The following is a 14009-nucleotide window of genomic DNA, read 5'->3' as shown; positions in this document are numbered from 1 at the left end:
TTTATTTATATTAGCTTCATATCTATTTTTTCTTATTTTAAAAAAGAAAAACATGCAGGAGTGGCTGCCACAATATATTAAGCAGCAAATGAGTAAGCCTTTACACAACAAAGCAAATACAAAACATATAATTTTCTCTTTTGTTGACCATTACGAGCCACAATGGGGTAAGCCGAATAGTATTGATATAGAGCGTAGCCGTGTTGATCGTTGGTGTGCTGAGTACCCTGCAATGGCAAGTAAGCACGCTGATGCTAATGGTATACACCCACAACATACATTCTTCTATCCAGAAGAAGAATATCGTGTAGAACATTTAGATAAAATAGCTAATTTATGCCGCGAAGGCTTCGGTGAAATAGAAGTTCACCTGCATCATGATGATGATACGTCGGATAACCTTAGAGCCTCTATTACCAAGTTTTGTCATGTGCTACATAACGACCATGGTGCCTTATCTCATCACCCAGAAACAGGGCAATTAATGTATGGTTTTATTCATGGTAACTGGACATTAGATAATTCAGGCCATAACGGTAAGCTTTGTGGCGTGAACGACGAGCTAATTGTCTTAAAAGAAACCGGTTGTTACGCTGACTTTACTTACCCTTCAGCGCCTCATGGTACACAACCAAAAACAATAAACAGTATCTATTACGCTAAGGATGATGCCCTTAAACCTAAATCTCATAACACAGGGGTTGATGTTAAAGTTGGTGGAAGTCCATGGGGTGATCTTATGATCGTTAATGGCCCATTAATGTTGAACTGGAAAAAATTAAAAAAAGGCATTTTCCCTCAAATTGAAAACTCTGATATTCGCAAAGGTATGGAGCCTACCGAAAAGCGCGTTGATTTATGGGTAGAAGCCAATGTACATGTTAAAGGTAAACCTGACTGGGTATTTATTAAAGTTCATACCCATGGCACACAGGAAAGGGATATGGACGTTCTATTAGGAAAGCCTGTCGATGATATGTTCTCTTATTTAGAAGCCAAATATAACGATGGTGCCCGTCACCAATTGCATTACGTTAATAGTAGGGAAATGTTCAATATGATTAAAGCCGCTGAGGCAAATGAGGTAGGAAGTCCTCATCAATATCGTGATTATATATTACCCAAACCTACTTTTATTGCGAAATAGCGCATGCTGTTTAGTAAAATTAAAACTAGAATCTTCCGTCATCTAGGTATGACGAAAACGTTATGGAATTATCGAAAAAATGGTGTTTATTGTTTTAATTTTCACCGCATAGGCGATGCAGATGCTTGTAAATATGATCCTAATGTTTTTTCATGTAGCGCGGAAGACTTAGAAAAACACCTTTATTTTATTAAAAACAATTTTGAGATTATAACTCAAGCTCACTTTATTAACTTAATAAATAATGGTCAGGTAGTCGATAATAAACTTGCTTACATAACGTTTGACGATGGTTACTTAGATAACTACGAGTTGGCTTTCCCTATTTTACGGGCAATGAGTGTTCCTGCAACCTTCTTTGTCGCAACAGGGCTAATAGAGTCTAAAGTGGTCCCGTGGTGGGATGAGATTTCTTGGCATATAAAACAATGTAATTTAGATGAGCTTAGGTTGCCTTCATGGGATAAAACAATCGCATTATCTGAAGCAACGATAAATAAAAACATTCGAGTAGTGCTGAGTCAGTTCAAGTCTACATCAACGTCTATAGAAGAGCAGTTAGTAGAATTACGTCACATTACTGGCTTAACTTTAGAGAATTATGAAAGTGAATTTATGAGTTGGGCAAATTTAGCTGAAATGGAGTCTGCAGGTATGACCATTGGCGCTCACTCGCATTCACATCGAATTTTTTCTAGTTTAAGTGCCGAAGAACTCTCGCATGAATTATTTCATGCAAAAATGCTGTTAGAGGAAAACTTGACCAACAAAGTACTTTCTATTTCTTATCCTGTAGGTAACGCATCAACTTATAGCAGATACATGTTTGATGAAATCGATCGTCAAGGTTATCAACTTGCCTTTACATTCCGCTATTTTATCAATCAACAATTAAGCGCTAACAAGTTTCAATTAGGGCGATTTTCTGTATCAGAGCCATTTGATGAAATTAAATTTATGGAACTATGCATTAACGCCCCCACTCTTTAGTTAAGGTGGTATTGATACGAGTTACGATGTACTCGCACTTTTTACTTAACAGACATGTATCAGTTTAAAGCCCTTGGTAATAAAGACTCTAATTAGCTTATACCAATTGAAATAAATAATCGATCATTTTAAGGCGGTTTAAATCGTCAATAACTGCGTTGTTTTCAATCACACACGCCTGCTATTACTCGACAATTGCTCCTGCATTGTTCTACTTACGGGCATCCATGCCCTAATCAATCAAACGCCTTGCCTGCAGGGATAATGGTATGGACCCACTCCAACTTTATTTCCGGCCTCTTTAGGGCCAAAATGAAAGTGACAACAATCATTTATAAAAGCGGAGTGGATCAACATGAAGATTACTACAATCGGTTTAGACATTGCAAAATCAATTTTTCACATGTTCGCTGTGAATAAAAATGGGCGATTTGTAAAAAAGAAACAATTAAGAAGAAAACAAGTGTTGAGTTTCATGGCTACATTAGAGCCTTGCCTAATTGTAATGGAAGCTTGTGGCAGTGCGAACTACTGGGCTAGAAAATTTATTGAATTGGGGCACCAAGTAAAACTTATTGCGCCTCAATATGTAAAACCCTTCGTTAAAGGCAATAAAAATGATTATAACGATGCCGAAGGTATTGCAGAGGCAGCGCAACGCCCGACCATGAGGTTTGTGCCAATTAAATCGATAGAACAACAAGATATTCAAAACTTCCATCGACAACGTGAACGCATAAAGAAAGAACGTAAAGCATTAGCAAGTCAGGTACGAGGCTTGTTAGGAGAATATGGCATTGTCATCAATAAAGGTATTTCTGCAATTCGCAATGAACTGCCGGATATTTTAGAGGATGCGACAAATGAGTTAACGTATTTAAGTCGGGAGATATTTAATGAGTTATGGCTTGAATTTCAAGTCACAGAAGTGAAGTTTAAAGCGTGTGAAGTTCGCTTAAACACGATGAATAAAGAAAATGAAATATGTGTTCGCTTAGATGAAATATTAGGTATTGGAGCAATCACAGCTAGCGCTACTTATGCAGCTGCAGGAGATGGAAAAGACTTTGTAAATGGTCGACATTTTTCGGCATGGCTTGGGCTTGTTCCTGGGCAGCATTCAACGGGTGGAAAGGCCACCTTACTCGGTATAAGTAAACGCGGTAATAGTTATTTAAGAACACTATACATCCACGGGGCCCGGGCAGTATTAAGGCACAGTGAAAACAAAACTGACCGATTTAGTTTGTGGGCACAAGCGTTAAAATCCCGACGAGGACACAACAAAGCATGCGTTGCTGTGGCGAATAAAATAGCAAGAATGGCTTGGGTAATAATGGCGAAGGGGGAAAGTTATCGCCCGGCTATATAAATAAAGCTCAAAACTGAAGCAAGTTAGATTGGTTTCAGTGATGAGATAACAGTAAAACCCTTTTACTTCAGTTGCAAAAGATAAATTAATCGGATGGTAAGATAGTCAGACTGGCTTGCACAAAACCTGGTACCTGCATTGGCTAATAAAAAAGCCGGAGGGATGATGAGGAGTGTGAGCGCAAACAACCATCGGGGCCAGAAGGTAAAAATCCTTCATAAACAGGCCGGATATATGAGAGCAATGATTTTCTCTTACATAACGATTAAATGTCTTGCAAACGGAGTGGGTCCATATATGCAGGTACTTATGTTTAGTCTGGAACAATAAACATGTATTCTTGAACAATTTATCCTCGCTTAAAATTGGTCAATAACTTATTACATTTGGTATTACTATGATTTTAAACTAATTAATTTAAAGTAATTCAGAGGATTAATATCGATGGGATTAATTAGGTGATATACCTTTTCATGAGAAAGAATCGATAATCACTGAACTTGGTAGAAGTGGTATAAAATTTTAAGTTCAAGTGAATGTACTTGAACTTAAAATCATGACTGTGATAGTACTAACGACCTTTGCCGAACAAAACTATTTCAACTGTTCTAATCAATATAAGTAAATCCAATAAAAAGCTACGATGTTTAATGTAATACAGGTCATATTTTAGCTTTTCTAAAGAATCTTTTTCTGTTGCACCATATGGATACTTCAGCTGTGCCCAGCCCGTTAAACCAGGTTTAACGTTATGACGTTCATTATAATATGGAATATTCTTGATTAACTCTTGAACAAACTGTGGGCGTTCAGGTCGAGGGCCAACAAATCCCATATCACCTATCATTACATTATATATTTGTGGTAATTCATCTATACGATATTTACGAATGGCCTTACCAATTCGTGTTGTTCTATCGTCGTCTTTCGAGGCCATTTGTGCACCATTTTTCTCAGCGTCAATTCGCATGCTTCTGAATTTAACAATATTGAAGGCTTGGCCATCTAGACCAACACGCTCTTGAGAATAGAAAATCGGCGCTTTTAAACCATCTTCAAGCTTGATCAAAAGTGCAGTAATAAGCATGATAGGCCAAGTAAAAAGAAATAAGAAAAAGCCCATACTGGCATTAAAAACCCAATCTAAAGTGTTACGTAAATGGTTAGCTGATGCAAAACCATTAGAATATATAACCCAACTTGGATAAATTAAATTGACCGCTATCTGGCCAGTTTCACGCTCAATAAAGTCAAGAATTTCAGTGATTTCAACGCCTCTAATTTTACAGGCAAAAAGCTCATCTACTGGCAAGTTTTCACGACGTTCGTCATTGGCTACAACAATTTCATCAATTTGATGTTCTAAAGCATAATTGACAAGTGAGCTGTCTAAATTGATTCTATTTTCGTTGACAATACCATGGTCGGCATCGCCATTCATAACAACAAATCCGTGCATAAAAAAACCTTGACGGTCGACATCACGGCGCATACGTTTCTCTATAATTGAAGCCCGCTCTCCTGCACCTAAGACTAAAATAATGCGTTTATTGAAACCAAAAAAGTCAATTTGTAAAGTTAAATAGCGAACACCACTTACTATGAACAAACTAATTAAGGATGCTGCAGCGAGTAACTCAATAGCTAAAGCATCAGACCCATAAAAGGGGTTAAGCAAAGAAACAATAAAAAAACCAATGGCTACTGATACTAGTAATCTTCTCATTACCCCGCGTAAGTTTTCTCTTAATTTTGAGTCATAAAGTCCCATTGCTAAACAAGATAGCTGAACAATTAACGCAAAAACTACTGCTTGGATAAACAAAACATTTGTTGCGATATTATTAATATTGTGTTCCACAAAATGGAATACACTATTAAAATACATGCTAAGCAGAAGTGCGCCAGCAAAGCAGACAAATTCGATTAAGACTAGAGACTTGCTACCCGCAGATAAATCGCGAAATTTAGGGCTAGACATAGGGTTAGAAAATTCCTTTCTGGTGACAAAAATAGACCAGTATTAGTTACTTTTATTTTTTAAGTTGTGTATTAGAATTGATTCACTGCTAAATGTAAAGATTAGACTATTTAAAATACTACAATTACAATCCAATTACATAAATTAAATAATGTGCATCGGATGTCAAAATCAAATACAATCTGATTGCTTATACAAAAAACGGTTGTAAATAAAAAGGTTATTACCATGGAAAAACGCATGACTACTACATTTAAAGCGATTTTATTTCTTGCACTGGGTTATATTGTAACTGGATGTAGTACATCTACCTTACCCACTGCTAAACTCCATCAGTCAAATACTGTTGATGTTGACTCATACAAATATTTAATAGGTGCTGGCGATGTGGTCAATATCTTTGTTTGGCGCAACCCAGAGGTTTCGGGCACGTTTGTAGTTCGCCCTGATGGTATGATTACTACCTCTCTGGTAGAAGACATACCCGTTTCAGGTAAAACACCGACAGAACTTGCTCGCTCAATTGAAGAAATACTAGGGACCTATCTACGTGAGCCAGTAGTTACGGTAACTGTAAATAATTTTGTTGGCCCCTTTAGTGAACAAATTCGTATTATTGGTGAAGCTTCTCAGCCTCAGTCGGTAAATTATATCCAACACATGACGTTATTAGACGTTATGATCCGTGTTGGTGGTTTAACCGAGTTTGCCAATGGTAACGGCGCAATATTAGTTAGAATAGAGAATGGTCTACAAAAACAATACAACATATTTATTGAAGACTTAATTAAAAATGGTGAAATATTGGCTAACGTTGATGTTTTACCTGGCGATATTATTGTGATACCTGAAACATGGTTTTAAGAGTAATAAATTTATTTACCTGTTTTAGAGGTCAGGAATGCAAGAAATTATAGAACAAATTGTAGATTATCTTAAAGGGATTTGGCTTAAGCGTCGCTTTATTATTGTGTCAACTTGGCTGATTTGCCCGCTTGCTTGGATTTATATTTCACAACTTGATAATGTGTATGAGTCGGATGCCCGAATATATGTTGATACTCAATCGGTACTTGGTCCGTTGTTAAAAGGGTTAACAGTTAAGACAAACCCCCAAGTACAAATTCGTTTGATGGTTAAAACACTTTTAAGTCGTCCAAACCTAGAGCGAATTACACGTATGACAGACTTGGATGTACAAGCTGCTACACCTGCTGCATATGAGTCTTTAATTGATGAATTAAAGTCTAATATAATTATTAGAAAAACCGGCGGTAGGCACGATAATATATTTACTATTACATACAAACATAAAAACCCCGAAATGGCGAAAAATGTCGTAAACTCGGCCATAACAGTCTTTATTGAGAATACCTTAGGTGAAAATCGAAGTGATTCAAATTCTGCGCAAAAATTTATTGGCACGCAAATCAAAGATTATGAAAATAGACTATTAGCGGCTGAGTCTAGATTAACTGATTTCAAGCAAAGATATAGTGGGGTTTTACCTAACCAATATGGCGGGTTTTATCAAAAGCTGAATACTGTAAAAGAGCAACTAAAAATAACAGAGTTGAATTTACTTGAACAAGAAACCCGATTAAAATCAGCAAGGTCACAATTGACTTCTTCCCCGTCTAGTAACGATAATGCGCAAAATAACATTATGAACTCTAATAGTATTCAAACTACTTACGATGGCCGTATTTCTGAATTAGCAGCTAGTTTGGATTCGCTACAATTGCGTTATACAGAGATGCACCCGGATATCAAAGAAATTAAGCGCAGGCTTGACCACTTAAATAATCAACGTTCTAAGGAAATTGATGAATATTTAAATGCCGCTAACAATGGCGATAGTAATAAACTTGCATCAAGCCAGAATCCTGTTATTCAACAATTACAAATTCAAGTAAATCAACTAGAAAGTCTAGTGGCATCTACTACTGTACGAGCGAATGATTACCGCCAGCAAGTTAAAGAGCTTGCAAGTAAAATTCATATATTACCTGAAATTGAAGCTGAATTAACCTCATTGAATCGCGGTTATGAAATTACTAAAAATAAATATGAAGAGTTACTTAATCGCCAAGAAACAGCACAATTAGCACAGCAAGCGGATGAAACAACCAACCCAATACAATTTAGGGTTATTGATCCTCCAAGAGCATCTACTGAACCTGTAGGACCAAAACGTATTCTATTTTTAGTTGGCTCTACTGTATTTGCTTTTGGCGTTGGTGGTGCTTTATCGCTATTATTTAGTCAAATTAACCCAGTGGTGACTTCTAGTAGTCAGGTATCAAAAATTACTGGTATTCCTGTTTTTGGTATTGTATCAGCGACAGAGAACCTTGGATTGCAGCGTTGGCACAGAAGAAAAACAATATTATTCATCATTTCTAACAGTCTGTTATTCATATTATTGGCATTTTTTATGCTTTATGCCATAGCGCCAAATGTCATATTAGCGCCGATTAGAGGGATTTTATAATTTATGAGTATCATCGAAAAAGCGCTAGCAAAGCAACAGCAGAAAAATACCGAATCTTTAATTAAGGCTGGACAACCTTCACTACAAGATGAGATTAACAACAATACCGTTAACTCTCGCCCTAAGGATATATTAACACTTGATAAAATAAGTTTAGCCAGCCGCGGCTACTTAATAGATAACGGTACTCGAAAAAGTATAAAAGACGAATTCCGTCAAATTAAGCGTAAGCTATTGCACAATGCTTTTGGTAATGCTTCTAAAACACTTCACCACAGTAATTTAATTATGGTAAGTAGTGCGAAACCAAATGAAGGTAAAACCTTTGTTGCAATAAACTTAGCGCTGAGTATCGCACTGGAGCAAGATAAAACAGTTCTGCTTATCGACGCTGATGTGCTACGTCCGAGTATTTCACGTGAATTAGGGATTGATGAACATCCTGGTATTATTGATTATTTATTAGGAAAGTCAGATAAAGTTAGCGATATAATTTACGACACAGATATTGATAAGCTGAAATTAATACCCGCAGGTACATTACATCATTTATCTAACGAATTATTAGCCAGTGAAAAGATGGCAACATTTGCCAATGAATTGGCAAATCGTTACCCTGACCGTATCGTTATTTTTGATTGCCCGCCATTAATTGGCGTAACAGAAACGCTGGTATTAGCAAATTTAATGGGGCAAGCGCTCATTGTTGTTGAGGAGTCTCAGACTTCTATTGCTGATATAAAGGCAGCAACTGAACACCTCAATGAAGATTTAGCTTTGGGGCTAGTACTTAATAAAGCAATAAGATCTCATAAGGATTTGTATGGCTATTACGGCTATGGGTATGGTAACGAAAATTAAACTTAGTGTTGTTTTTTTCGCATTAGCTTGCCCTTACGTCACCTTTGCGGGTGATTGGCAATTTGATCCCAGCATTACTATTAATGAAACATACTCAGATAATGTTGGTTTGTCTGCAAACAATGAACAGTCCAGTTTGGTAACTCAAACTGGGCTTAATTTACAATCTAGTTATAAAGCTCAGAATGCGGAACTAAATTTTTCATCGCAAAGTAATTATGCACTTTACAGCCATGACCATGATCTTGATAAAGACTATCACGCTGTAACAAGTGATCTGCGGGTACAACTATGGCCTAATGGTATTGTGCTCTTCGGGGGATAAATATCTCAAATCAATCTCGGAGCCTTAGTCAAAATGCCTTAGCTGATATCGTGTCTGCCGACACAGTGCAAGTGGAGAGATATAATGGTGGTATTGAGTATAATATTAACAATAGTGCTTTCGTTGTAAATTCGTCTGTTGAATATAACCAAACTATTTCGGAAGATAATATTGGCAATAGAGAAGGTTTGGTTTTTAGGCTTAGTAGTACAAATGGCACTGGAGCACGGCATACGTTCTGGGAAATAACGCATAATTATCAAGAGTTAGAAAATAACAACCAGAATGGAAATCAAAGTAAAAGTGAAGCTATAATAGGTTTAATTACTGATTATAAAGTTAACCCCTTTGTTCGTTATTATAACGAAGATAATAGCGGGGATTTAAGTAATTCAAATACTTCAATCGAGTCAAACTCATACGGATTAGGTGTACGCGGGTTAATCACACCACGACTTCGTGTAGATGCTTCATATAATAAGCCCATTAGTCATAAGCAAGATCTTGATGGTGATGAGCAGAAAGAATATGTGAATGTTGCGGTTCAATGGCAACCATCTATTCGTACTAATTTAACAGCAAATATTTCTGAGCGTTTTTACGGCACTAGCTATGGGCTAAACTTAACTCATAGAAATAGACGTTTAACAAACACAATTAGCTATGTTGAAGATATTCAGACTTTTACCCGAAATAATTTTGTATCAAGCATCGCTGGGTTTTATTTGTGCCCTAATATTACTCTTACTTCTATCGAGGATTGTGTACTAAAGGATGATGTTAACATAGTTCCTGGCGAGGTTATTGACCCCGATAATCAAGACTTTCAGGTATCTCCAATTCAAATTTTTACTTTAATTGAAGACAACGTTTATTCACTTAATAAAACTTTTAGCTGGAGCTCTACACTTGCGCTACCTCGCACCACGATTAGTTTTAATACGAATCAGCAAAATCGTCAGAATCTCGACAGTCGTATCGAGGATCAATTAAGTGGCGCAAGCTTGAATGTAAAGCGGAAAGTTAGTGGGCGCTCAAGTGTGAGTTTTGATGTATCTTATACAGAAACGAGTTTACAAATTGATACTGAATTCGAGCGAACAGATCGCTATCGACGATACCAAGTAGGCTACGATAGATCGATAAATAGCGCATTGTCTTTTAATTTAGCATTGAGCTTTCTAAATAGAAGCTCTGATAATTTCACACTCAATTATGAAGAAGGTCGCGTAAGCGCCAAAATCACCAAAGGCTTTTAGCAGTATGTATGAAAATTACTATGGTTTTAAAGAAAGACCTTTCCAATTAAGTCCCGACCCAAGATTCTTTTTTGCATCAAGCCATCACCAAAGAGCTTTGTCTTACCTTCAATACGGCTTAGATCAAGGTGAAGGGTTTATAGTAGTCACAGGACCAATAGGTACTGGAAAAACTACTATCGCCCGCAATTTACTAAATAACTTAGGGGATAAAAGTATTGTAGCAGCGCAGCTTGTTACCACTAAACTTAACCCACAAGAATTACTTGAGTTAGTCGTATCAGAGTTTAGTATTACCGTTGAAGGCAATAGCAAAGCAGATTTACTACAAGGTATTGAAAAGTTTCTTATTCATCTACATCAACAAGGAAAAAGAGCGTTACTGATTGTTGATGAAGCGCAAAATTTGCCGAGTGAAACGGTTGAAGAATTACGTATGCTTTCTAACTTCCAGTTGGATAACAAACCGTTAATTCAAAGTTTCTTGCTTGGACAAGAAGAGCTTAAAGGAATTATACAAGCGCCTAATATGGAGCAATTTCGACAACGCATTATCGCTTCTGCACATTTAAAACCGTTGTCAAAAGAAGAAGTTAAAGAATATATAAATCACAGGTTACATCAGGCAGGACGTATTAAAGACGATTTATTTTCAAATTCTGCATTTGAACTGATCTATGACAAAACATTAGGTGTACCCCGTAAAATAAATATTTTTGTCGACAGGTTACTTTTGTTTGGTTTTTTAGAAGAACTAGAAAGCATTGATACTGATGCTATTAATGAAGTAGCAATAGAGATGGAAGTTGAGCTTACTGGCTCGTTAAATGCTGCGGAATTGTCTAGCACTGAGCCGAACCAAGTGGTGGTAAATTCGTCAGAAAAAGTAGAAAGCATTAAAGAAATATTACGAGAAGTAGAGGAAGTACTGGAAAGTAATATTAAACAAAAAATAAAAATGGTCCGTTATGTTGATAAAATGCTGAAACATAAAAGCCGTATCTATACAGATACAAATCAGAATACCAAAAAATAGCATTCCCTATTGTTATAACTTTTCCTGCACAGATTACAGTATAGGTAAAGTTATAGCCTTCAAGATGACGGCATAAATACCGACCTACAAAACGATCACCCGCAGGCCCATTGTAGGTTGGACTTAAGTCCATCAAGTTAAATGAAATTTAACCGTCTATTGCATAAATACACGCTTAAAACATAAGACCATGATATTATTTTTTACCTCTATGGTTGATCACTCGTTTATAGGTTGACGGACTAAAGTCCGACCTACAATACGATCACCCGCAGGCCCATTGTAGGTTGGACTTAAGTCCATCAAGTTAAATGAAATTTAACCGGCTACTTCATAAATACACGATCGAAACATAAGACCATGATAATATTTTTTACCTCTACGGTTGGTCACTCGTTTATAGGTTGACGGACTAAAGTCCGACCTACAATACGATCACCCACAGGCTCCATGTAGGTTGGACTTTAGTCCATCAAGTTAAATGAAATTTAACCGGCTACTGCATAAATACACGCTCAAAACATAAGACCATGATATTATTTTTACCTCTATGGTTGGTCACTCGTTTATAGGTTGACGGACTAAAGTCCGACCTACAAAACGATCACCCGCAGGCCCATTGTAGGTTGGACTTAAGTCCATCAAGTTAAATGAAATTTAACCGTCTACTGCATAAATGTACGCTCGAAACATAAGACCATGATAATATTTTTTGCTTATATGGTTGATCACTCGTTTATAGGTTGACGGACTAAAGTCCGACCTACAATACGATCACCCGCAGGCCCATTGTAGGTTGGACTTAAGTCCATCAAGTTAAATGAAATTTAACCGTCTACTGCATAAATGTACGCTCGAAACATAAGACCATGATAATATTTTTTGCTTATATGGTTGATCACTCGTTTATAGGTTGACGGACTAAAGTCCGACCTACAATACGATCACCCGCAGGCCCTTTGTAGGTTGGACTTTAGTCCATCAAGTTAAATGAAATTTAACCATCTACTGCATAAATGCACGCTCGAAACATAAGACCATGATAATATTTTTTGCTTATATGGTTGATCACTCGCTTATTAGGTGACGGACTAAAGTCCGACCTACATAAAAGCAAAAACCGCCATTACGGCGGTTTTTATGTTTTAGATCCAAATAAGCTTAATGTTTGCGGATTAATATTTATGCGTTAATTTTTAATTCATACTTTTCTATTAATGAATAAAGTGTAGGTCTGGTTACGCCCAGTAAATCAGCTGCTTTTGACATATTACCTTCTGATAGCGCATAGGCTTTTTGAATAGCAATTGATTCGGCTTGCTCGCGCACTACGCGTAAATTTAAGGACAATTCAAAGCTTTTATCTTGATGATCTAAGAAGCCTAAGTCTATTGCAGTTACCTGTGTGCCTGTGGTCATAATAACCGAACTTTTCACTTTGTTTTGTAATTCACGTATATTACCTGGCCACTTATGGCCTTTAATAGCGCTTAAAGCATCTTCAGAGAAGCTTTTAACATTACGCTTATACTCTGTAGCATAATGTTGTAGAAAGTACTGTGAAAGGATTATCACGTCTTCGTCTCGATCGCGCAATGGTGGAATATTTAAGGTTATTTCACTGACACGGTAAAATAAGTCTTCACGGAAGGTTTTATCCGCTACCATTTGTTCTAAATTTTGGTTCGTCGCGCAGACAACTCTCACGTCGACTAGAATCTCTTGTCGCCCGCCAAGTCGTTCGATGCTTTTTTCTTGTAAGAAACGTAACAATTTAGCTTGTAAGCTATAAGGCATGTCGCCTATTTCATCTAGAAACAATGTGCCGCCTTCTGCACATTCAATTTTTCCTTTGGTAGTACGATGCGCGCCGGTAAAAGCGCCCTTCTCGAATCCAAATAACTCACTTTCTAATAATGTTTCAGGAATAGATGCACAGTTTATCGCAATAAAGGGTTTGTTTTTTCGATCGCTAGCTAAATGTACAGCATTAGCCGTTACTTCTTTACCTGTACCACTTTCCCCTAATAGAAGCGCTGTAATCCCCGTTGGCGCAATACGCTTTACCATCATTCGCAGGCGTTCTATACTTTCACTGTTACCAATAATACCAATATCGCTGCCGGTAACAGCGCGCATTTTACGATTTTCTTCTTCTATGGCTGCGACACTAAATGCTCTTGCGACAATGACATTTATAACGTCTGTCTCAATTGGTTTTTGATAAAAATCATATGCTCCAGCATCAATTGCCGCCAGCGCGTTTGTGCGGTCATCATTACCAGTTATCACAATCACTTTTGTATGTGGTGCAATCGTTAATATTTCCTGCAGAGCGGCTAACCCTTCAGAGGCATTTGCTTCGTCTGGTGGTAACCCTAAATCTAAGGTAATCACTTTAGGCTCGTAGCGACGAACAGCAGCTACCGCACTTTCACGATCACCTGCAAGTGCAACGTCGTAATCAGATAAACTCCATTTTAATTGCTTTTGGATACCCTTATCGTCATCTACGATTAACAGCTTTTCCATATTTATTGAACC

The 14009-nt window shown here is 37.2% G+C and carries 11 protein-coding genes; 9 read left to right on the top strand and 2 right to left on the bottom strand.

The window, feature by feature from the left end:
* The first annotated feature begins 52 nt into the window (after positions 1–52).
* From A3Q33_RS09645 to A3Q33_RS09635, 3 genes are all read left to right on the top strand, one after another.
* The gene (locus A3Q33_RS09645) at positions 53–1147 is read left to right on the top strand and encodes a hypothetical protein (protein ID WP_231295822.1); all 1095 of its coding nucleotides are present in this window, start codon (positions 53–55) and stop codon (positions 1145–1147) included.
* Positions 1148–1150: 3 nt separating this feature from the next.
* Complete coding sequence (locus A3Q33_RS09640) at positions 1151–2137, top strand: polysaccharide deacetylase family protein (RefSeq protein ID WP_081179746.1); 987 nt, start codon at positions 1151–1153, stop codon at positions 2135–2137.
* A gap of 355 nt (positions 2138–2492) precedes the next feature.
* Complete coding sequence (locus A3Q33_RS09635) at positions 2493–3509, top strand: IS110 family RNA-guided transposase (RefSeq protein ID WP_081178271.1); 1017 nt, start codon at positions 2493–2495, stop codon at positions 3507–3509.
* Between the two features lie 571 nt (positions 3510–4080).
* Here A3Q33_RS09635 and A3Q33_RS09625 read toward each other — a convergent pair.
* Positions 4081–5490: a TIGR03013 family XrtA/PEP-CTERM system glycosyltransferase gene (locus A3Q33_RS09625; protein ID WP_081179745.1), complete on the bottom strand. Its 1410-nt coding sequence runs from the start codon at positions 5488–5490 to the stop codon at positions 4081–4083.
* Between the two features lie 240 nt (positions 5491–5730).
* On the opposite strand from A3Q33_RS09625, the gene A3Q33_RS09620 reads away from it, so the two are divergent.
* The 6 genes from A3Q33_RS09620 to A3Q33_RS09595 are packed head-to-tail and all read left to right on the top strand — an operon-like array spanning position 5731 to position 11465.
* Positions 5731–6354, top strand: coding sequence for an XrtA/PEP-CTERM system exopolysaccharide export protein (locus tag A3Q33_RS09620; RefSeq protein ID WP_196798076.1), 624 nt, complete (start codon positions 5731–5733; stop codon positions 6352–6354).
* A gap of 37 nt (positions 6355–6391) precedes the next feature.
* Positions 6392–7984 (top strand): XrtA system polysaccharide chain length determinant, encoded by a 1593-nt coding sequence (locus A3Q33_RS09615; RefSeq protein WP_081179743.1) that lies wholly within the window; start codon positions 6392–6394, stop codon positions 7982–7984.
* Positions 7985–7987: 3 nt separating this feature from the next.
* Positions 7988–8845, top strand: a complete 858-nt coding sequence (locus tag A3Q33_RS09610; protein WP_081179742.1) for an XrtA-associated tyrosine autokinase — start codon at positions 7988–7990, stop codon at positions 8843–8845.
* Complete coding sequence (locus tag A3Q33_RS09605) at positions 8808–9170, top strand: outer membrane beta-barrel protein (protein ID WP_081179741.1); 363 nt, start codon at positions 8808–8810, stop codon at positions 9168–9170. Before A3Q33_RS09610 ends, A3Q33_RS09605 begins: the two co-directional genes overlap by 38 nt.
* Before the next feature lie 50 nt (positions 9171–9220).
* On the top strand, positions 9221–10429 hold the full coding sequence (locus tag A3Q33_RS09600) for a TIGR03016 family PEP-CTERM system-associated outer membrane protein (RefSeq protein ID WP_231295821.1): 1209 nt from the start codon (positions 9221–9223) through the stop codon (positions 10427–10429).
* A gap of 4 nt (positions 10430–10433) precedes the next feature.
* On the top strand, positions 10434–11465 hold the full coding sequence (locus A3Q33_RS09595) for an XrtA/PEP-CTERM system-associated ATPase (protein WP_081179739.1): 1032 nt from the start codon (positions 10434–10436) through the stop codon (positions 11463–11465).
* A 1182-nt stretch (positions 11466–12647) separates the two neighbouring features.
* Here A3Q33_RS09595 and prsR read toward each other — a convergent pair.
* Positions 12648–13997 carry a PEP-CTERM-box response regulator transcription factor gene (prsR, locus tag A3Q33_RS09590; RefSeq protein WP_081179738.1) on the bottom strand — a complete coding sequence of 450 codons (1350 nt, stop codon included), beginning with the start codon at positions 13995–13997 and terminating at the stop codon, positions 12648–12650.
* Between the last annotated feature and the right edge of the window lie 12 nt (positions 13998–14009).

The organism is Colwellia sp. PAMC 21821 (assembly GCF_002077175.1).
Lineage (GTDB): Bacteria > Pseudomonadota > Gammaproteobacteria > Enterobacterales > Alteromonadaceae > Cognaticolwellia.
Note: the sequence above shows the minus strand (reverse complement) of the source record. Positions and strands in the feature narration are given on the sequence as shown.